This is a genomic window from Amphritea pacifica, from assembly GCF_016924145.1.
GTDB classification, from domain to species: Bacteria; Pseudomonadota; Gammaproteobacteria; order Pseudomonadales; family Balneatricaceae; genus Amphritea; species Amphritea pacifica.
Genome location: NZ_JAFFZO010000033.1, coordinates 36,697 through 57,887 on the forward strand (window position 1 = coordinate 36,697; position 21,191 = coordinate 57,887).

The window sequence follows — 21,191 nt, forward strand, 5'->3', positions numbered from 1 at the left end:
AGGGGAGCCAGAAGACCATCGGGGAGGTTCTGGCTCCATAACCAATGCTCATCATTGAGTGGCTGTGGATATAGCGATATTGCTGCTGCCAACGCGGGCTGAAGGGGGGGGTGGTTAGCCAGGTCAGAGGGCCCGGTATGCTCCCAGTTTGAGCAAAAGCTGTGACCGCGCTCATGTAAATGGCTGCCCTGTTGTCTATACTAGTGTGACTATCAAAAGCTCATTTGAGCTACGTAATCAGGACGGGTAGCCTTAAATGTCAGCGCTTGATAATAAACAGCTATTAAACTTGATGCGCTATGCACCTGTCGCTGTTGTTTTTGTGTTTGCCCTGGCCGTTAACCTCATCGCTATTCAGGACAATCGTGAGCAAGCCGCTCAGAGTATTGAAACCCTTCGTGAAGAACTCACCTTTCAACGTAAGGAATCGATTCGTTCTCAAGTTCATGAAGTGTATAGCCATCTGCTTGTTGAAAAATACAAAGCTGAAAGTAACTTAAAAGACGCTGCTAAACAGCGTGTTTATGAAGCATATGGTATTGCGAATCATATCTATGCGCAAAATGTTGGCAAGTCCAAAGCTGAGATTAGCAAAATTATTATTGAAGCGTTGAGGTCCGTATGGATTTTTAATGGGCGAGGTTCTTTCTACATTATAGATAGTGAGGGAGAGACCATTATGAATGCTGCTAATACTCACTCAGAAGAGATCAATGATTGGGTGTTGCAGAGTGAAGAAACTGATGTTATTCGAAACGCGCTGTCAATTAACCAGAAAAATGGAGAAGGATTTCTAAGATGGAAAATAAAAAAGCCAGGATCTGCCGACGATAAAGAGTTTGAGAAAATCGGTTATGCCAAAAAATTCGAGCACTATGACTGGTCGATTGTTATAGCGGATTATCTGGCCGACTATGAAGAAGATGTTAAAAATGAACTATTAAAATGGTTTTCTCAATATAAGTATGGGGAAAGTGGATATTTCTTTGTGCTGGATGAAAATGGTGTGTTATTAGCTCATCATATAAATGATTTTTTAGGTCTTGATTTCGTTTTAGGAGAAAAAATCAATATTGATCTTATAAAAGATATTAAGGATAAGATTAAGGATGGAGGTGGCGGTTATATCAGGTACTCGAAGCCACTTACGTTAAGTGGAATGGTAATCCTGGATCAGGTTGGTTATGTTAAAGAGGTTGGTGAGTGGGGGTGGATTATTGGTACAGGATTCAGCTCTCAGGCCTTTGAAAAGAATTTAAGGCTAAAAGAGGAGCAGCTTAATGAATTGAACTACCAAAACCTGATGCGTCTGGTTTATCTGACAATTGCCTCTATGATATTGCTGACGCTGTCTTCTCTATATGTTGGTAATTTAATCGCCAGACGATTTGAAATGTTTCAAAGTAAAATAAATGCGGACTTTGATGAACTTAATAATACAAAAGACAAAATGGAATATATGGCGTTGCATGACGCTTTGACTGGACTGCCTAACCGAATATTGATGTTGAAGGAGATTAAGGAGAATATTAACTTAATAAAGGGAGAAAATGAAAAATTAGCGGTTATGTTTGTTGATTTAGATAACTTCAAGAACATTAATGATCTATATGGTCACTATGTTGGCGATCTGCTACTTATAGCCGTTAGTCAGCGGTTCAAAGTGTTGATGAGGGGGCGTGACAGCGTATCACGCTTTGGGGGGGATGAGTTCGTATTTTGTTTTCCGCAATTAAAGGATAGAAAAGCAGCGCAGGATAAAGCTGAAGAGGTGCGCAATGCCCTTAGCTCACCTATTGTAATCGAGGGGCGAACACTTACCATCGCGTGCAGTATAGGGGTGTCAATCTGTCCCGATGATAGTCTTACAGCCGAAACACTGATAAAAAATGCAGACACTGTATTATATAAATCGAAAGCTGATAAAAAGGGACAGTATCTTTTTTATAATAATCTTATCAGTGTGCAGATTATGCGGAAAATGGAAATTCAGCATGAATTAGCCCGTGCACTTGAAAGAGGGGAGTTGTCGGTTCATTATCAGCCTCAAATGAGCATGCGTGAAGAAAAGCTGGTGGGTGTCGAAGCCCTGGCTCGTTGGTTTCATCCATCTTTAGGTAATGTTTTTCCAGATGAGTTTATTTCTGTAGCGGAAGAGTCAGGAATGATTCATGACCTGGACCTGTTTGTTTTCAGAAGAGCATGTGAAGATCTCTATGCACTTTCTTCTAATGGCGAAGGTGCGCTGAAACTGTCAGTTAATATTTCCCCTGTTCAATTAACTGAGCCAGAGTTTTTTTGTGATTTAGTCGATATTTGTACTAGTGTAGGTATTGCTCCTGAGCGGATTACTCTGGAGATCACTGAAAATGTTTTTATTCATGGTTTTGATATAGTGAAGCCATTATTTGCTAAGTTAAGACAACAGGGATTCGGGTTGTCGTTAGATGATTTTGGTACAGGCTATTCCTCTCTTAGTTATATAAACAGCCTGCCGCTTACGGAGATAAAAATTGACCGTTCTTTTATTAATAAGTTTTTAGATTTTTATCAAAGTGACATGCTGGTACGAATGATAGTCGGCATTGGCCGTTTGTGTGGCCTGGTAGTCGTGGCTGAGGGGGTAGAAACGAAGTCACAGCTCGATAAACTGCTAAACTATGATTGCGATCTGGTACAAGGGTACTACTTTGATCGTCCTTTAACGATAGAGCAGCTGTCTGAAAAAGTTGAACTGTGTAAAGAGTAAGCGATACCCGAATTGTGAATTCCATAGATCCATGCTAGCTGCGGCGAGGGATATTTATGAAGATTTCGACAATGGCACTAATAGTCTTCATGTTTTTGGCGGAGAACCTGATGGGAGCGCCCCGGAATATTCCGCTTTGGCGTCATATGGCCAGTGATGTTGAGATACAGGCATCTTTAGCGGCAATCAAGCGATTCAATGAGAGTCAGGATCAATGGAATATTGTGCCAGATTTTATTCCGGAAGCATCCTATACCTTATCGATACAGGCAGCAGCTCAGGCGGAACAGCTGCCTTGCATTATAGAAATTGATCAACCTCTGGTACCTAATTTCGCCTGGAGTGGCTATATCAAACCTTTGGATGACCTGCTCGATGCTGATCTGTTGGCGTCAATCAACAGGTCAGGCAAGGGGATGTATCAGGGAAGGGTTTATTCTGTTGGTTCGTATGATGTTTCGTTAGCCCTGTTTACGCGAAAGTCACTGATAAAAAAAATCGGGGCGCGTTATCCAACGATCGAACATCCCTGGAATAAAGATGAATTTATGTCATTTCTGAATGCGGTCAAAGCGACCGGTGAATATCAATATCCATTTGATATGAGAGCCCAGGATACGACCGAATGGATACCTTACGCCTGGCTGCCGTTTATGATCTCCTGGGGGGCAGACCTGATTGATCGAAGTGACAACCAGACGGTAGAGGGCGTTTTAAACTCAAAAGAAGCCGTTCAGTTTGGTGAATGGATTCAGTTTCTGGTGAATCAGAACTATATGGACGCTCATCCACAGGACGATAATGGCTTTATTAATGGAGATGTTGGTATTCAGTATGGTGGATCATGGACTTTAAGTGCTTATTACAGTGCTTTTAAAGATGACTTGGCTGTACTTCCCGTGCCTGATTTTGGTCATGGCCCTATTTCTGGCGGCGGAGCCTGGCATTGGGCAATGACAGAAAACTGTCAGTATTCCCAGAGTGTAAAAGAGCTGCTCACTTTTTTAATGTCAGCAGAAGAGCAGTCAGCGATATCTACGGTCATAGGTATCTTTCCCTCCGATGCAGAGGTTGCCGAACGCATAGACGTCTACTCTAAAAAGGGGCAGTGGCGCATGCTGTTTGATTTTTATAACCATTTTTCTATGTTACGGCCTGAGACACCTGCATATTCAGAGATTTCAGCCAGTTATAAAAAAGCCATGAACGATATCCTGAATGGCATGTCTCCAAAGCTTGCACTGGATCTGGCTGTTGAAAATATACAAATTGCGTTTGAACGTCATGAAAATTACCCTGCCCATTAAAAGCTGAGAAGCCGGACTGCAGCTAAGAGAGATGTTGCACATGGTTGATCGAGAAAGGGGACTGTGGCTGAAAGAAAAGATACCTGCGCTCTTGTCGTTATAATGCCGGGCTATCTCCCATCCATATTTTGCCCCTTTTGAACATCTGACCCGCTTTAAAACTTATTTTCGGCTTTCTTATTCCGGTCGTCGCTTTTAGTAGTGTGCAAGTCGTTTCCAGCCCCGTTTCATTTTTCTGAATAACTACACTGGCTTTAATGATGAAAAGGTCTGATGTGGATCTTTTTGCCTGCAGGCCTGTGAGTTCACCGGGTGCTGCTAAACTCTGATTCAGAAGGATACCAACAATGAATGCAGCTGATCTGCACAATGATGCCATCGTTATTGATGGTCTGATCTGCGCCAAATGGGAGCGCGCCCTGTTTGAAGATATGGCGAAAGGCGGCCTGACTGCCGCTAACTGCACCGTGGCTTTCTGGGAAAACTTTGAAGGCACCGTGCGCAATATCGTTGAGATGAACGAACTGATTGAAGAGAGCAGTGACCTGCTGATCAAAGTGCGCACCACGGAAGATATCAAGCGCGCCAAGCGTGAAGGTAAGACTGGCGTCATGATGGGCTTTCAGAATGCCAATCCGTTTGAAGATCAGATTGGCTATGTCAAGGTCTTCAAAGACCTGGGCGTGGGTATTGTACAGATGTGTTACAACACCCAGAACTTGGTCGGTACCGGTTGCTATGAGCGCGATGGCGGTTTATCTGGTTTTGGTCGTGAGATTGTTGCTGAGATGAATAAGCACGGTCTGCTGTGTGATCTGTCTCACGTTGGTCCGAACACCGCGAAAGAGGTGATTGACGAGTCTAAGCAGCGGGTGTGTTACTCCCACTGTCTGCCAGCGGGTCTGAAAGAACATCCCCGTAACCGTAGCGACGAAGAGCTGAAATATATTGCTGATAAGGGCGGCTTTGTTGGTGTCACTATGTTTACACCGTTCCTGCGTGCCGGTGTTAACGCCACCATTGATGATTACGTAGAGGCGATTCAGTACGTTTATAACATCGTCGGTGAAGATGCCATCGGTATCGGTACTGACTTTACTCAGGGGCACGGTCATGACTTCTTTGAGTACCTGACCCACGATAAGGGTTACGCCCGTCGTCTGACCCGCTTTGGCGAGATTGTGAACCCTAAAGGTATCCGTACTGTAGGAGAGTTCCCTAATCTGACTGAAGCACTGCTGCGGCATGGGTTTTCTGAAACCCAGGTGCGCAAGATTATGGGGGACAACTGGGTTACGTTGTTGAAGGATGTCTGGGGTTCCTGACTATTGCGCTTGCTGATGCGGCGTTATAAAGCCGGCTCGGAATGCTCATGACGACAGGAATGGTGATTGTTTGAGCCGATAGTAATTATTTGAAAAATATAAAGAATTTTGAGGTAGAGACGATGGGTGTACATGCGCCAGAAATGCCAATTGAAGTAGATGATGAAACCGGAGTATGGACAACTGACGCGCTGCCGATGCTGTATGTTCCGCGTCATTTCTTTGTCAATAACCATATGGGGATTGAAGAGGAGATTGGAGCAGAGCGTTATGCCGACATCCTCTACAAGGCAGGTTATAAATCTGCTCATTACTGGTGTGAGAAGGAAGCTGCTGAGCATGGGATCTCCGGGAAAGATGTCTGGGATCACTATATGAAGCGTCTGTCTCAGCGTGGCTGGGGTTTCTTCATTACTGAAGAACTGGATATCGAAGCGGGCACTGCTAAGGTACGGCTGGAAAATTCAGCCTTTGTTTACCAATACGGCAAAGTTAACCGCAAAGTTGATTACATGTTTACCGGCTGGTTTGCGGGTGCCCTGGATCAGATAGCTGAGAGTCTTGGCTATTCAGTGCGGACCAAAGCTGTCCAGACTCAGTGTGCAGCAGAGGACGGCTGTGACGTCGGTTACTTTGAAGTAACTCCACTGTAAAAAGTTAAATAATAAATTTAAATACCGGCAGAGATGGTTGCTAAAAGCACAAACTCTTTAAGCAACCGCTCCCATTTAAAATATATCGGGGTGAGATATCATGTCCCAGTTTGATGTTCTGTTTGAGCCACTAAAGATTAACAATCTGACAATTCGTAACCGTGTTGTCAGTACCGCTCACGCCGAGGTGTATGCCACCGATGGCGGTATGACTACTGATCGCTATGTAAAATACTATGAGGAAAAAGCCAAGGGTGGCTGTGGCCTCTGTATTTGTGGCGGTTCCAGTGTAGTATCCATCGACAGTCCACAAAGCTGGTGGAGTTCTGTAAACCTGTCCACCGACCGGATTATTCCACACTTCCAGAATCTGGCCGATGCGGTGCATAAGCATGGCGGCAAGATCATGATTCAGATCACCCATATGGGGCGTCGCTCCCGCTGGGACGGTGAAAACTGGCCGAACCTGATGTCTCCGTCCGGTATTCGTGAGCCGGTGCATCGTGCCACCTGTAAAGTGATTGAAGAGGAAGAGATCTGGCGTGTTATCGGTGATTTCGCTCAGGCTGCACGCCGGGCGAAAGAAGGTGGTCTGGACGGCGTTGAGCTGTCAGCAGTACACCAGCACCTGATCGATCAGTTCTGGTCTCCCCGGGTTAACAAACGCACCGATAAATGGGGCGGAACCTTCGAAAACCGTATGCGTTTCGGTATGGAAGTACTGAAAGCAGTCCGTGCTGAAGTAGGGCGTGACTTTGTTGTCGGTATGCGGATTACCGGTGATGAGTTCCACCCGGACGGTCTTAATCATGATGATATGAAGCAGATCGCCGCTTACTATGATGCCACCGGCGAGCTTGATTTCTTCGGCGTGGTAGGTTCTGGTTGTGATACTCACAACACTCTGGCAAATGTTATCCCGAATATGAGTTACCCACCGGAGCCATTCCTGCATCTGGCGGCGGGTATTAAAGAGGTTGTTTCTGTTCCGGTTATTCATGCTCAGAATATCAAGGACCCGAATCAGGCTAAGCGTATCATCGAAGCCGGTTATGTCGATTTTGTTGGCATGACCCGGGCACATATTGCTGATCCGCATATTATTGCCAAAATTAAAAATGATCAGGTGGACCAGATCCGTCAGTGCGTTGGCGCGAACTACTGTATCGATCGTCAGTATCAGGGGCTGGACGTGCTTTGTATCCAGAATGCCGCGACCTCTCGCGAGTACATGGGACTGCCGCATATTATCGAGAAAACCACCGGTCAGGTGCGTAAAGTCGTAGTCATCGGTGGTGGGCCTGGTGGTTTGGAAGCGGCACGTGTGGCAGCTGAACGGGGCCATAATGTTGTGCTGGTTGAAAAAGCTGAAGAGCTGGGTGGTCAGATTACCCTGGCAGCGAAAGCACCACAGCGTGACCAGATTGCCGGTATTACCCGTTGGCTGGTCATGGAGCTGGAGCGTCTGGGTGTTGAGATCCGTCTGGGCACTGAAGCCAACGAGGAGTTGGTGCGTGAGCTGAAGCCTGATGTCTGTGTTATCGCTACCGGCGGACGTCCGTTTATCGATCAGAACCCTGAATGGGGTGCTGAAGAAGGCCTGGTCGTCTCTAGCTGGGATATCCTCAGTGGCAAGGTTGAGCCGGGTAAGAACGTGTTGATCTACGACACCATCTGTGAATTCTCAGGGCTGTCGGCAGCGGATTATCTGGCCGCGAAAGGTTCGCTGGTTGAGATCGTCACCGACGATATCAAGCCGGGTGTGGGGATCGGCGGCACAACCTTCCCGACCTATTACCGCTCTCTGTATGAGAAAGAGGTGATTATGACCTCTGACTTCCTGCTGGAAAAAGTCTATCGCGAAGGCGACAGTCTGGTAGCCGTGCTGGAAAACGAATACACCGGGCAACGTGAAGAGCGGGTGGTGGATCAGGTGGTTGTTGAAAACGGCACCCGACCTAATGAGGAGCTGTATTACGCACTGAAAGCTGAGTCTCGTAATAATGGCCAGATCGATAACGAGGCGTTGTTTGATATCAAGCCGCAGCCAGTACTGAGTGAGTCCGGTGATGGCATGATTCTGTGGCGTCTGGGGGACTGTGTATCGCAGCGTAATGTGCATGCAGCGATGTACGACGCGTTACGACTCTGCAAGGATCTATAACGCGGCTGTACTTACGGGGTAGTGTAAACGTTGCCGGAGGATATCGCATAGCACTGCTATGCTTCGTCCCCCGGCAGCATTTACAGATGCTAATCGAAACTTGTTGGTTTCGCCTGGCTCTGGCTGCCTCCCTCATGAGTTTGCAACGCGTTTGGTCAGTGCAACACCTGAGAAATATTAAGCACGGTGATACCGGGCTGGTAAGAATAACAGGGCTGACGTAACAGCCCGATAGCTGTTTTTTGTTGGGGTACCCTATGAGTTTTGAGTGGTTACATCCTTTACTGATTGCGACAGCGTTGGTGCTGGCGGTGATCGGTGCTGTGCGCCGGGTGAATCTGTGGCGTGCCGGTAAACCGGACCGGATCAATCTGATTGCGGGTCTCATGGCGATGCCCGGACGTTATCTGCATGACCTGCATGATATCGTCGAGCGCGACAAATATATGTCCAAAACCCACGCTGCAACCGGCGGTGGTTTTGTACTCTCCGCATTATTAATCATCCTGGTTCACCTGTTGGGTATCGACAACCAGATTCTGGCCTGGGCGCTGCTGGCAGCACTGGCTCTGATGTTTGTCGGCGCGCTGTTTGTATTTAAGCGTCGCCTTAATCCGCCCAGCCGGATCTCAAAAGGTCCCTGGATGCGTTTGCCTAAGAGTTTGCTGGCGTTTGCGGGTGCATTCTTTGTGTTGACACTGCCGGCTGCCGGTGTACTGCCCGAGGGTAGTGGTGGTGTGCTGTTGACCGTCATACTGACTGTGCTGATTATCTGGGGTATGGGTGAGCTGTTCTTCGGTATGACCTGGGGTGGTCCGATGAAACACGCCTTTGCTGGCGCGCTGCATCTGGCATTCCATCGCCGTCAGGAGCGTTTTGGTGGTGGTCGTTCGACTGGTCTGAAGCCGGTTGATCTGTCTCTGGCTAAAGAGATTGGTGGTGTACTGGGCGTGGCGAAGCCAACCGACTTTAAATGGAACCAACTGCTGGGGTTTGATGCCTGCGTTCAGTGTGGTAAATGTGAAGCGATGTGCCCGGCATTTGCGGCCGGTCAGCCTCTGAATCCAAAGAAACTTATCCAGGATATGGTGGTGGGGCTCGCTGGTGGAACGGATGCTAACTATGCCGGTAGCCCTTACCCGGGCAAAGAGGTCGGTAATGCCAAGGGCGGTCCTGATCATATTATTACCGATGGCCTGATCGACCCTGAAACTCTCTGGTCCTGTACCACCTGTCGTGCCTGCGTCGAAGAGTGCCCGATGATGATCGAGCATGTGGACGCCATCGTCGATATGCGCCGTTACCTGACCATGGAGCGGGGTAAGACGCCAAACAAGGGAGCAGAGGTACTGGATAATATTATCGCCACCGATAATCCTAACGGTTATGCGCCGGCCAGTCGTACTAACTGGGCAGCGGATCAGAATCTGCCGCTGATGCGCGATGTGAAACAAGCCGAGGTATTGTTCTGGGTTTCTGATGGTGCGTTTGATATGCGCAGTCAGCGCATCCTGCGCGCTTTCGTTAAACTGCTGAAAGCGGCCAGTGTCGATTTTGCTGTGCTGGGTGATGAAGAGCTGGACAGCGGTGATGTTGCCCGTCGTCTGGGTGATGATGCCACTTTCCAGAGTCTGGCGAAGCGTAACCTTGAGGTATTGTCACAGTATAAGTTCAGTAAGATCGTCACTACCGATCCCCATGCTTATCACTGTCTGCGTAATGAGTACAGTGACTTTGGCTCAGATGCTTTGGACGGAGTTGAGGTGCTGCATCATACCACCTTCCTCAATCAGTTGGTTCAGCTGGGCCGTCTGAAACTGAATAACTTCAGTGGTGCAAAAGTAACCTATCACGACCCGTGCTATCTGGGACGTTATAATGGTGAATATGAAGCGCCTCGTGAGCTGCTACGTTCCATGGGGATCGAGATTGCTGAAATGGAACGTTCCGGCTTCCGTTCCCGCTGCTGCGGTGGTGGAGGGGGTGCTCCGATTACCGATATTCCGGGCGAACGCCGTATCGCGGATATGCGGATGGAAGATGCCAGCAGTACCGGTGCTGAGCTGGTTGCTGTTGGGTGCCAGCAGTGTACTGCGATGCTCGAGGGTGTTGTTGAGCCCCGCCCTGAGGTGAAAGATATTGCCGAGATTCTGATGGATCAGCTTGTCGATCCATCGGTTGAAAATCCACGTCAGGATCGACTGGCTGAGGAGGTGCATTGATGAGCGCTCATAATTCACATGATGTGTTGCGCCGGGATCCCCGTGCTGAGTGGATCGCCCGTAACCGTTTACACCCTCTGCATGGCTCTGTTGTCAGTGCTGACATGGGCGAGGTGCGCGGGCCAACAGGGTTGCTGCGTAAAAACCCCCATAAGGTAGGTTTTATTGGCCCCAATGGTATTAAGCGTATTGATCGCTTAAAAGGCAATGCAGCGGGTGCCGGAAAAGGCCGACGCAGCAGTGCTGCACAGGATATTCAGCTGCCGTTGCACCAGGTGGAAAACCCCGACTTCTATGTTGTGGTGGTGCCGGATATGGTGGGTGGTCGTCTGACCGCTCACGACAAAGATGTCATTGGTCAGGCACATAAACTGATTGCCGGAGCTGAAGGTAACGGCGCGGTGCTGGCTGTTTGCTTTGGCCAGAGTAAAGAGGAGCATTTTGATACGGCCGGTGTTGATCGCCTGTTGCTGCTGGAGGACGAGTACTATGAAGGCTACTGTCCCGAGCAGCGGTTGGCGGCGCTGGTGCAGGTTGAATCTGCTTATAAGCCACTATTCTGGTTATTCCCCGACAGTGTCAATGGTGGTTCTGATCTGGGCTCCCGTCTGGCGGCACGTATTGGCGAGCGTCCGGCGGTACAAGCCTGGCTGGTCGATAGTGACACCTCAGTCTGTCGCGGTGCGGGAGGGACTACGGATATCACCCGTAGTACACCGCGTCTGTTGATGCTGGCAGAGGAGTGTGCCGATCCGATTGATGAAACCCGTCACGAAGCACTGCCGGTGGAACTGGACTTGGTGCCTGCTGTGATCGCTCAGTTGCAGGATCGGGGACAGGTAGCGGTTGATCCGAATGCGATCTCGCTGGCTGAGGCGGAGTTCATCCTTTCTGCAGGTAACGGTATCCATAACTGGGATCAGTTCCACTCAGCGGCTGCTGTGCTGGGTGCCACAGAGGGGGCCAGCCGGGTAGCGGTTGATGATGGCTTTATGCCGCGCTTCCGTCAGGTCGGTGCCACGGGTACCTGGGTGACTGCCCGGGTTTATCTGGCGGTGGGGATCTCCGGTGCGATTCAGCATATGCAGGGTATTGGGCAGTGTGACAAGGTGATCGCGATCAATACTGATGCGGGCTGCGATATGGTTAAGCGTGCCGCGCTCAGTGTGATTGGTGATAGTGAAGCAATACTGGGTGAACTGATAAAGCTGGCAGAGGATTTTCGTGCCCAGCAATCTGCCGGAGGTGATCGGGATGCAGCCTAATCAATTCAACGTCGATGTGGCGAATAAACTGAAAGTCGTATCGCTGGTTTCGGTGGGGAAACATCCTCAGTCTGGTCGTATGCGTCGGGCAGATCAGGATAGCCGGGCTGTCGAGCTGGGCCTTAAACTGACCGGTGATAACCACTCAGGTGAAAGTCTGACGGTATTGCATGCGGGTGATCCCAGTGAGCCGAGTCTGAGGAGCTATGCGGGGATGGGACTAAAATCGGTACGGGTGTTACAGCTGGACCCGGCCGCCGATGCAATTCTGCCGTTAGGGCAGCATCTGCAGCAGTGCGGTGCCGATATTGTGCTGACCGGTGTACGGGCCGAGAGTGGTGAGTCCTCCGGGATGGTGCCCTACCAACTGGCGGAAAAACTTGGCTGGCCGATAGTGCCACGGGTGGCTGATATCGTTTCTGTGAAAGGCGGTGTGGCAGAAGTGTTGCAAGCATTGCCACGGGGTCAGAGACGCTCTGTGATGGTGAGACTGCCCTTCATTGCCAGTGTGGATTCTGCTGCGCCTGAAGCCCGGCAGAGTGCTTTCGGCCCCGCCAGTCGCGCGCTGATGGATATCGAAGTGGTCAGTGCTTCCGTTGATGACGTACGTCAGGCCTGGGAAGAGGCGGCGGCCCGTAAACGGCCTAAGCGTCTGAAAGTGGTCAAAGCTAAAACGGCAGCAGAGCGCTTTAAAGCGGCGACGGCAAAATCACAGGGTGATGGTGGTAAAGTGATGAAGAATGAGTCTGCAGCTGAGCAGGCTCAGGCGATCTTTGATCTGCTTAAAGAGGAGGGGGTTCTTCGCTGAGTTTGGCGGAACGGGTCAGAATACCGGTTTTATTTAAAATAGCAATAATTGGCAATAATGCTATCAATTGTCGTTAATTGTAAATAAAGTGCCGTTTACTGTGGGTATCATGTGATTTTTGTTCTGTACTATTGATCCTGCTTCTTGCACTTAGTTTCTATCAGAAACTGCCTGACCCGAAAACTGAATCTCTAATCCGATTCACCAGGCAAATGTTGACCACTCCGAAGGTTCACGGCTTCGGAGTGGTTTTTTTTTGCCCTGGTCAGATCTGGGTGCGTTAGCGGTTTGCCCTCTGTTTTGTTAGACTAATCCCGGTTTTGCTGCAGATAGGATTTAATCTGTCATGGAGTCTGGGGCTTCGGGCTTTTAGTGCTTGTTTCATGTCGGATTTTATATGTCCTAAACCAGTCATTATGGTCTGCCTTTTATATCTGCTTGGTTGTTTTTCTTCTCTTTTCTGCGTTAAAAGCTATCTGTCGAGAACGGTCATTTTGTGATTCTTTGTGTCGTTATAAGTCAGCTGTTGACTGGACTTTGGTCGTAGAATCGAAGCGACCTGTTTAATAATTAACCGGAAGTCGTTGTTGGCTACAGCAGTTAAGAGTTGATGCAGGAACTGTCAGAAAGGTTGCAGATCATATCGTCCATTGGCTCTGGCGATTCTTGGGGATCTGCGTGCAGGCTTGATAGATATATAAAAAGAAACTGGAGTAGTTCTATGAATGAAGAAGTTCACTTCCGCCCTAAGTCTGAGGAATATACCTCGGACTATAAAGCTGGGCAGGATAATATTCAGGTGTTGGGGATGGATATCCATAACCCTGTTTTTACCACGAGTGCGTTGGCCATTCTGGCGTTTATCACACTGACGCTGATTTTCCCGGCAGACGCCAAAACGATGCTTGAAGGTGCGAGAACCTGGTCAATTGAAACTTTTGACTGGCTGTTTATGATTGGCGGCAACGTTTTTGTGTTGTTCTGTCTGCTGATGATTGTACTGCCGGTGGGCAAGGTTCGCCTGGGTGGAGCCGCCGCAAAACCTGAGTTTAGCCGCATGTCGTGGTTCTCAATGCTGTTTGCTGCGGGTATGGGTATTGGTCTGATGTTCTGGAGTGTGGCAGAGCCGGTGGCTTATTACACCGACTGGTGGGGAACACCTCTGAATGCGGAAGCCAAAACCCCTGCCGGTGAAGCCGCAGCGATGGGCGCCACCATGTTTCACTGGGGGTTACATCCCTGGGCCATTTACGGTGTCGTAGCGCTGGCGCTGGGATTCTTTACCTACAATAAAGGGCTGCCACTGACAATTCGTTCTGCTTTTTATCCGCTACTGGGCGAGCGGGTATGGGGCCCGATCGGTCATGTTATTGATATTGTTGCAGTGTTGGCAACCATCTTCGGTCTGGCAACGTCCCTCGGTTTGGGGGCTTCTCAGGCTTCAGCAGGACTGAACTTCCTGTTCGGTGTGGATAATACGATCTCTACCCAGATTGCGGTTATTATCGTCGTGACATCAATCGCGATTTTCTCCGTTGTTCGCGGACTGGATGGTGGTGTAAAGATACTCAGTAATATCAATATGGGGCTTGCTGCACTGCTGCTTCTGTTTGTGATCGTTGCTGGTTCGCTGTCAGGGTTTTTCAGTAACCTGTGGCTGACAGTAAGCAGTTATACAACTGATATTCTGCCGCTAAGTAACTGGATTGGCCGTGAAGATGAGAAATTCTACAGCGGCTGGACAGTGTTCTACTGGGCCTGGTGGGTATCCTGGTCGCCATTTGTCGGTATGTTTATCGCGCGGGTTTCAAAAGGTCGCACAGTGCGTGAGTTTATGATCGCAGTCCTGCTGATTCCTACAGTGGTTTCAGCAGTCTGGATGGCGGCATTTGGCGCTCAGGCGCTGGATCAGGTTCAGAGTGGTACGGGTGCTCTGGCAAATGGTCTGGGAGATGTGTCGCTGGCGATGTTCCAGATGCTGGAAAACTTACCAATGGCTGAGATTACTTCCGCTCTGGCAATTCTTCTGGTACTGGTTTTCTTTGTCACTTCATCCGATTCCGGTTCACTGGTAATTGACTCAATTACCGCTGGTGGTAAGGTTGATGCACCGGTGCCGCAGCGTATCTTCTGGGCGGTATTGGAAGGGTTGATTGCGGGTGTTCTGCTGTATGGTGGTGGATCCGAAGCACTTAAAGCATTGCAGGCTGGCGCGATAACCACCGGCTTGCCATTTACTGTTATCCTGTTGCTGATGTGTATCAGTATCTACAAAGGATTGAAGACAGAGGTATAAGCCAGTCTGGGATTCATCCTTTAGGAAAAGCTGGCCTGGTGCCAGCTTTTTTTGTTTAATTCAGACTGTTTAGCCTTCTCTGTTCAAATGCGGCTTAAGTGTGATTCAGGAAACGAGTGCGAGAACGTCAATATGATGATTACTGACCTGATTGATCAGGATGATTTCTATGAGTATCTGAAAGGCGCAGGTGTGCCGCTTGAGCAAGGGCTGTCGCCCTGGGAGTGTAGTCAGGCGGCATTGCAATGGTTATCTGTTCAGGGTGATCAGGAGCGCGCTCAGTTCGCTGACTCTGTTGCGCTGTTGCAGAAGCAGATCCCGGTGATGTTACCCGAGGTGCAGGAAGCTTTAGCTGTATTAGCCGATGCTTTATAGGTGATTGCTGGCAGGCCTGAAAACGGCTGATCTGAAAACGATAGTGTACAAAGCCGATAAGCTATTTATCGGCTTTTTATGCACTGCTGACCTGATGCCGCAAAAGCTGCTTGTGGTGTCTTTGTTGTTTACGGTAATGGTTTACGTTAAGAGGAGCGATGGCGGTCAGTGGGCTGGATGTGTTTAAGCGGTTTTCAGGGCGCGTATATTGAAAGTGAGTGGCAACTGCCAGAATGATGTTGAAGTGAGTGGCGCAAAGGCTGCTGTGAAAAATAGAGCTGTTCACAAATAAAAAAGGCTGATGTTTGACACATCAGCCTTTTTTGCCTTAAAAGGGAATGTTTATTTTGCCTTCAGGTTCTTCTGAACGGTTTCACTGTACCAGTCCATAAAGTTGATAATACCGAACTCAAAGGTTTCTGAGTAAGGGCCAGGCTGGTAGCCGACTGAGTTGATGCCGCGCTGGTTCTCTTCACCCAGGATACGATCCTGATCGTTGGTGGCATCCCAGACCAGGCGCAGGCGTTCAGGATCGTAATCCACACCTTCCACTGCATCTTTGTGAACGAACCATTTGGTTGTTACGATAGATTCCTGAGCGGAGATTGGCAGCACCCGGAAGACGATAAAATGGTCAGACTGCATGTGGTTCCAGGAGTTAGGCAGGTGCAGAATACGCATTGAGCCTAACTGTGGATTCTTAATCCGTCCCAGCATTTTCTTACAGCCAGCTTCACCATCCAGGGTCATTACCTTGGTGCCTTTTTTCAACGGCATCCGCACGATACGGTTGCGCAGGCCAGGGCCGAAACTGCGATGCTCGTGAGGGATACCTTCGGCATCCCACTGTGCGGCCTGGTCTTTACAGTAATCTTTAAATTCCTGAGATGCGCGTGGATCGTTAGTGTCGTCCCACTCTAGCAGCGTGTTCAACAGTTCTGGATGGTTACCAACGCAGTGGTAGCACTCACGGTTATTTTCGATAACCAGTTTCCAGTTAGCCTGCTCATACATGTTGGATTCCACCGCCAGTTTGGTGTTCTCAACATCGTAGGGTTCCATGTACTCTTCCAGAGTGCTCAGGAACTCGTCGAAATCACCTTCAGGTTCCTCTTTACCCAGACAGACAAAGATAAATCCACCGGCGGTTTTGCAGAACGCTTTTTTCAGGCCGTGCTCTTTCAGTTCAAAGCTTTCACCCATCTCGCTACCCGCGAACAGCAGGTTGCCCTTCAGGTCATAGGTCCACTGATGGTATGGGCAAACCAGATTCGCCACTTTACCGCGATGTTCAGTGCAGACACGTGAACCACGATGACGGCAGGTGTTATGAAAAGCATTGACACTGCCGTCCGCATCGCGCACTACCAGCACTGGGTTTTGTGCGATCTCAACCGTGAAATAATCGCCCTTAGCCGGAATCTCACTGGTCATACCCACAAACAGCCACTCTTTCTGGAATACTTCCTCAACATCGATCCGGAACATCAGTGGATCGTTATACAGGGGTTGAGGCAGGGAGTAATTCGCCGGACGGGCCTCAAGCATTGTCGCCATTTCCTGGCGCGCATCATGGATAGTTGCGCAGGTGGTGTTCAATAGATCATTTTGGTTCATCAGTTCGATCTTCCTTCAATGCACTGCTGTGCTGTTTATTATAGTCGATCAGGAATAACCCTGACCTGAATAGTGATATAGAACGAGCTAATCCTCCTCCAAGGTGTATTTGCAGGATTGACCATTAACGACAGGAATAAGTACATAAATCGACCTGTAATGCCCATAGCTATTGGGATGGTCGCAATAAGCAAATAAATGTCGTTTGTAGTTAATATTTCAAAACCTGCTGGGCAGACAATGCACTCATTGAGTATGATTGATGGGCTGAAGTTTGTATAACCCGATGTTGGGGCAAGCTGTCAGCCTGATGACTGAACCGATTTATAGCTGTGCACAGATGAGAGATACGCTATGACAAATACCATCCCTGCCACCGTTGGCTCCGATAGCTTCATCCCGGTCAATACCCAGACCTGGGTCAATGGTCGTCACAATGTCCGTTGTGTCAAAGTGATCCATGAAACCTGGGATGTGTGTACCTTCTGTTTTATGTCTGAACAGCCGGTGATGTACTTTTTTAAACCAGGACAATTTGTCACCCTTGAGTTAGAGATCGAAGGGCAGATGGTGATGCGCTCCTACACTATCTCCAGCTCGCCATCGGTGCCTTATAGTTTCTCCATTACGGTGAAAAAAGACCCTAATGGACAGGTCTCAAGCTGGTTGCATGATAACCTCAAAGAGGGCGATGAACTGGCGGTGCATGGTCCGGTAGGGCTGTTCAACTGTATCGATTTCCCCGCCAGAAAAGTGTTGCTGTTATCCGGTGGTGTCGGCATCACTCCAATGATGTCGATGGCGCGCTGGTGGTTTGATACCAATGCCGATGTTGATATCGCTTTTGTTCACAGTGCCCGCACGCCTAAAGATATTATCTTTCAGCGAGAGCTGGATCATATGGCATCACGAATCAGTAATTTCGGGCTCCATCTGATCTGTGAAAAGATTGAAAATGGTCAGGCATGGCACGGTTATCGTGGTTACCTGGATCAGGCCAAGCTGGAACTGATCGCGCCAGATTTTCTTGAGCGTGAAGTGTTCTGCTGTGGTCCGACGCCTTATATGAATGCCATTAAAAAGCTGCTTCAGGATAACGGCTTTGATATGAGCCATTATCATGAAGAGTCATTTGGTGCGACTCCGGTCGAGATTGAAGAGGAAGCCTTTGAAAATGCCGAGATCGCTCAGGAAGAAGCTGAGGCGCTGACACAGGAGGATATGATACGGGTTGAGTTTGCCAGTAAAGGGATGAGTATTCATATCGCTCCTGGTGATACCCTGCATACTGCCGCGGCTAAACTCGATCTGCTGATTCCAAAAGCCTGTGGTATGGGGATCTGCGGTACCTGTAAAGTGCTGGTTAAAGAGGGGGAAACCGTCATGGAGCATAACGGCGGTATTACCGACGAAGATGTGGCCAACGGCTATGTGCTTTCCTGCTGCACCACAGCAAAAACAGATGTTGTGATCGATTTTTGACGGCTGTTCATAAAACATTTAAAAATCGCCTGCGGGCGATTTTTTTCGCTTAAAGCAATCGCTTTGAGTACAGTCAGTTGTTAACTCAATATTAGCCGGACGATACGATGCAGGCAGAACAGATAGAGATTGCAGGTTTTCTGAAACAGTACCCGCCCTTCAATGCGTTGCCTGAACCGGTGATCGATGAGATCGCCTGTCAGGTTGAGATCAGCTATTTCAGGGCTGATAGCGACGTGTTTCAGTTTGGCGATGAGATCCACGATCTGTGTGTTATCCGCAGCGGCGCGGTTGAGATCTATCGTCGCAATGGGGATCTGTATAACCGATTGAGTGAGGGAGAACTGTTTGGTCAGTTGAGTCTGCTGATGAGTCAGCGAGTCAGATTGCCCGCCCGGACGATAGAGGACTCGTTGATCTACTTTATCCCCGAAACGCTGTTCAGCTCTCTGTGTGAACGATTTGACTCATTTGCCTATTTTGTCGAGATGGACGATAACCGTTTGCGCCAGGCGGTATCCAGCAAACAGGAAAGCAGTGATCTGATGGTGTCTAAGGTGACGGCTCTGATCAGCCGGACGCCAGTCTGGTTAGATACCAGCACCACGATTCGCCAGGCAGCACAGAAGATGACCGAGGAGGGGGTGTCCTCACTGCTGATTATGCAGCCGCAGAGGGGGGATGATGGATCGGCTGAGTACACATTGGCGGGTATTATCACTGATCGTGATCTGCGCACCCGGGTGGTCGCTACCGGTCTTGATCTGGAATCCCCGGTGACCCAGGTGATGACCCAGGATCCGGTTACTCTGGATGATGATGCTTATGCCTTTGAAGCGATGCTGACCATGCTGCGCTATAACCTTCATCACCTGCCGGTGCTACATGACGATCAGCCAGTTGGGGTGCTGGCAACCTCTGATATTGTCCGTTATGAGTCGCAAAGCAGTCTCTATATGGTCAGCAATATCATGCGTCAACCCAGTGTTGAAGAATTGGCCAGGTTACAGCCACAGATCAGCGCGTGTTTTGTGCGTATGGTCAGTGAAGATGCTAACTCCCATATGATTGGCAGTGCGATGTCGGTGATAGGCAGAACGTTTAAGCAGCGTTTGCTGGAGCTGGCAGAGGAGAAGCTGGGCCCCCCCCCTTTGCCATACTGTTTTCTGGCGCTGGGCTCAATGGCCCGGGACGAGCAACTGGTGGTGACTGATCAGGATAATGCCCTGATTCTGGATAATAGCTATCGGCCGGAACTTCATGGTGAGTATTTCAAACAGCTGGCGACCTTTGTCAGTGATGGTCTGAATAGATGCGGTTATACCTATTGCACCGGAAAGATTATGGCGACCAACCCTGAATGGCGCAAAACCCGGCAGCAGTGGGAAGCGACGTTTGCCGACTGGATGGACAATCCGTTGCCGGAAGCGTTGCTGAACTGTTCAATATTTTTTGATCTCGATGGTGTGTGGGGGAAAACTGAGTGGGCCTCGCAGTTGAACACCTTTATCTCTCTACGGGCTCAACGGTCACCAAAATTTCTTGCCAGTCTGGCGCGTAACGCTCTGAACAGGACCCCGCCGTTGGGGTTCTTTAAGAATTTTGTTATGGAGCAGGATGGTCAGCACCGTAACTCTATTAACCTTAAACGCCGGGGTACCGCCCCGCTTGCCGACCTGGTCCGGGTGCATGCACTGGCAGTCGGTTCCCGGGTACAAAACTCTTTCGAGCGGCTGGATGATGTGGTGGATGCTGATATTCTGCCACCCGGCAAAGCTGCCGACCTGAGAGATGCGCTGGAGTTTATTTCGATGGTCAGAATTCGCCATCAGGCGGCTGATATTGAGGCCGGACGGGAGCCTTCCAATAATGTAAAACCGGAGAAACTGACCGACTTTGATCGTCGTAATCTGAAAGAGGCATTTCAGGTGCTCAGTAATAGTCAGCGATTCCTGAAATTCCGCTATCCATTTTCTGGCAGATAGAGAGTGACTATTGTGACCAATAAAAGTGCTCGTATCACCCCCGGCGTCAGAGCAGGGGGGCACTCCAACACCTCCGCGGAGGAGGAGAACTGGGCCGCCATTTATCGGGACAGAGTGGATACTGTCGATGATGAACGACTTCGCTGGTTTTATCAGCAGGGTGTTGTTGCTGCCCAAACGCCGCTGGATCAGGTCTCTTTCGTGGCGCTGGATTTTGAAACCACGGGGCTTAGTGCTGAGCAGGATGAGATCATCAGCATCGGTCTGGTTCCTTTTGATCTTAACCGCATCCGTCTGCGCGAGAGTCGTTACTGGTTATTAAAGCCCAATCAGGGATTAACAGAAACATCTGTTCCTTTTCATGGTATTACTCATTCGCAGTTAGATGATGCCCCTGACCTTATTCATATTCTGGAACAGGTGCTGGCTGCAGTTGCTGGTAAAATTGTTGTCGTGCATTACCGTTATATTGAACGGGAGTTTTTTTACACAGCGGTGAAAAAACGGCTGGGGGAGGGGATCCTCTTTCCAATGGTCGACACCATGGAACTGGAAGCTCAGCTCTATCGGCGCGGCATCTGCAGCCAGATTAAACGTCTGTTAGGGGCAAAGCAGGAGTCGATCCGCCTGGGGGACAGTCGACTACGCTATAGCTTGCCGCATTATGGGCAGCACCATGCGCTGACCGATGCCATCGCCACTGCAGAGTTATTGCAGGCGCAGATTCAGCACCGTTATAGTCCCTCTGCACCGATCAGTGATCTCTGGATCTGACTGATAGCCACAGGCAAAAAAAACCACCGGGGTGTCCGGTGGCAGGCTGTTGATAAAGTCCTCGTCAAATGACGAGGATTTTTTATAATAGGCTCATGCTAAGAGAACGCCCCCCAACCCAGTCCGCCCTTGAGTTTGTTTGCATCGATGAACTTGTTCCTCAAGACCA

14 protein-coding genes are annotated in these 21,191 nt (G+C 49.3%); 13 read left to right on the forward strand and 1 reads right to left on the reverse strand.

The genetic code is table 11. The annotated features are described in order from the left end of the window. Positions 1-256: 256 nt before the first annotated feature. From JW499_RS17375 to JW499_RS17420, 10 genes are all read left to right on the forward strand, one after another. Positions 257-2,749, forward strand: a complete 2,493-nt coding sequence (locus JW499_RS17375; protein WP_205211775.1) for a bifunctional diguanylate cyclase/phosphodiesterase — start codon at positions 257-259, stop codon at positions 2,747-2,749. 56 nt (positions 2,750-2,805) lie between these two features. Next, complete coding sequence (locus tag JW499_RS17380; RefSeq protein WP_205211776.1) at positions 2,806-4,056, forward strand: extracellular solute-binding protein; 1,251 nt, start codon at positions 2,806-2,808, stop codon at positions 4,054-4,056. Positions 4,057-4,403: 347 nt separating this feature from the next. Continuing rightward, entirely contained in the window at positions 4,404-5,381 is a 978-nt protein-coding gene (locus JW499_RS17385; protein WP_205211777.1) for a dipeptidase, read from the forward strand. A gap of 122 nt (positions 5,382-5,503) precedes the next feature. Then, positions 5,504-6,034 (forward strand): 4-vinyl reductase, encoded by a 531-nt coding sequence (locus JW499_RS17390; RefSeq protein ID WP_091352772.1) that lies wholly within the window; start codon positions 5,504-5,506, stop codon positions 6,032-6,034. 100 nt (positions 6,035-6,134) lie between these two features. After that, positions 6,135-8,198, forward strand: coding sequence for an oxidoreductase (gene dgcA, locus JW499_RS17395; protein ID WP_205211778.1), 2,064 nt, complete (start codon positions 6,135-6,137; stop codon positions 8,196-8,198). A 257-nt stretch (positions 8,199-8,455) separates the two neighbouring features. Beyond that, positions 8,456-10,420, forward strand: coding sequence for a (Fe-S)-binding protein (locus tag JW499_RS17400; protein WP_205211779.1), 1,965 nt, complete (start codon positions 8,456-8,458; stop codon positions 10,418-10,420). Continuing rightward, complete coding sequence (gene etfA, locus JW499_RS17405; protein ID WP_205211780.1) at positions 10,420-11,685, forward strand: electron transfer flavoprotein subunit alpha; 1,266 nt, start codon at positions 10,420-10,422, stop codon at positions 11,683-11,685. The genes JW499_RS17400 and etfA overlap by 1 nt, the downstream gene beginning before the upstream one ends. Continuing rightward, positions 11,675-12,493, forward strand: coding sequence for an electron transfer flavoprotein subunit beta (gene etfB / locus JW499_RS17410; protein WP_205211781.1), 819 nt, complete (start codon positions 11,675-11,677; stop codon positions 12,491-12,493). The genes etfA and etfB overlap by 11 nt, the downstream gene beginning before the upstream one ends. A gap of 721 nt (positions 12,494-13,214) precedes the next feature. Continuing rightward, the gene (locus JW499_RS17415) at positions 13,215-14,789 is read left to right on the forward strand and encodes a BCCT family transporter (RefSeq protein ID WP_205211782.1); all 1,575 of its coding nucleotides are present in this window, start codon (positions 13,215-13,217) and stop codon (positions 14,787-14,789) included. 132 nt (positions 14,790-14,921) lie between these two features. Continuing rightward, positions 14,922-15,164 carry a hypothetical protein gene (locus JW499_RS17420; protein ID WP_205211783.1) on the forward strand — a complete coding sequence of 81 codons (243 nt, stop codon included), beginning with the start codon at positions 14,922-14,924 and terminating at the stop codon, positions 15,162-15,164. Positions 15,165-15,506: 342 nt separating this feature from the next. Here JW499_RS17420 and JW499_RS17425 read toward each other — a convergent pair whose 3' ends face one another. Then, positions 15,507-16,781, reverse strand: coding sequence for an aromatic ring-hydroxylating oxygenase subunit alpha (locus JW499_RS17425; RefSeq protein ID WP_205211784.1), 1,275 nt, complete (start codon positions 16,779-16,781; stop codon positions 15,507-15,509). 354 nt (positions 16,782-17,135) lie between these two features. Here JW499_RS17425 and JW499_RS17430 point away from each other — a divergent pair, with 354 nt between their 5' ends. The 3 genes from JW499_RS17430 (at position 17,136) to JW499_RS17440 (ending at position 21,022) form a co-directional block, all read left to right on the forward strand. Further along, positions 17,136-18,263, forward strand: a complete 1,128-nt coding sequence (locus tag JW499_RS17430; protein ID WP_205211785.1) for an FAD-binding oxidoreductase — start codon at positions 17,136-17,138, stop codon at positions 18,261-18,263. Between the two features lie 107 nt (positions 18,264-18,370). Further along, on the forward strand, positions 18,371-20,248 hold the full coding sequence (locus JW499_RS17435) for a putative nucleotidyltransferase substrate binding domain-containing protein (protein WP_205211786.1): 1,878 nt from the start codon (positions 18,371-18,373) through the stop codon (positions 20,246-20,248). 12 nt (positions 20,249-20,260) lie between these two features. After that, on the forward strand, positions 20,261-21,022 hold the full coding sequence (locus JW499_RS17440; RefSeq protein WP_332874010.1) for a 3'-5' exonuclease: 762 nt from the start codon (positions 20,261-20,263) through the stop codon (positions 21,020-21,022). Positions 21,023-21,191 lie beyond the last annotated feature (169 nt).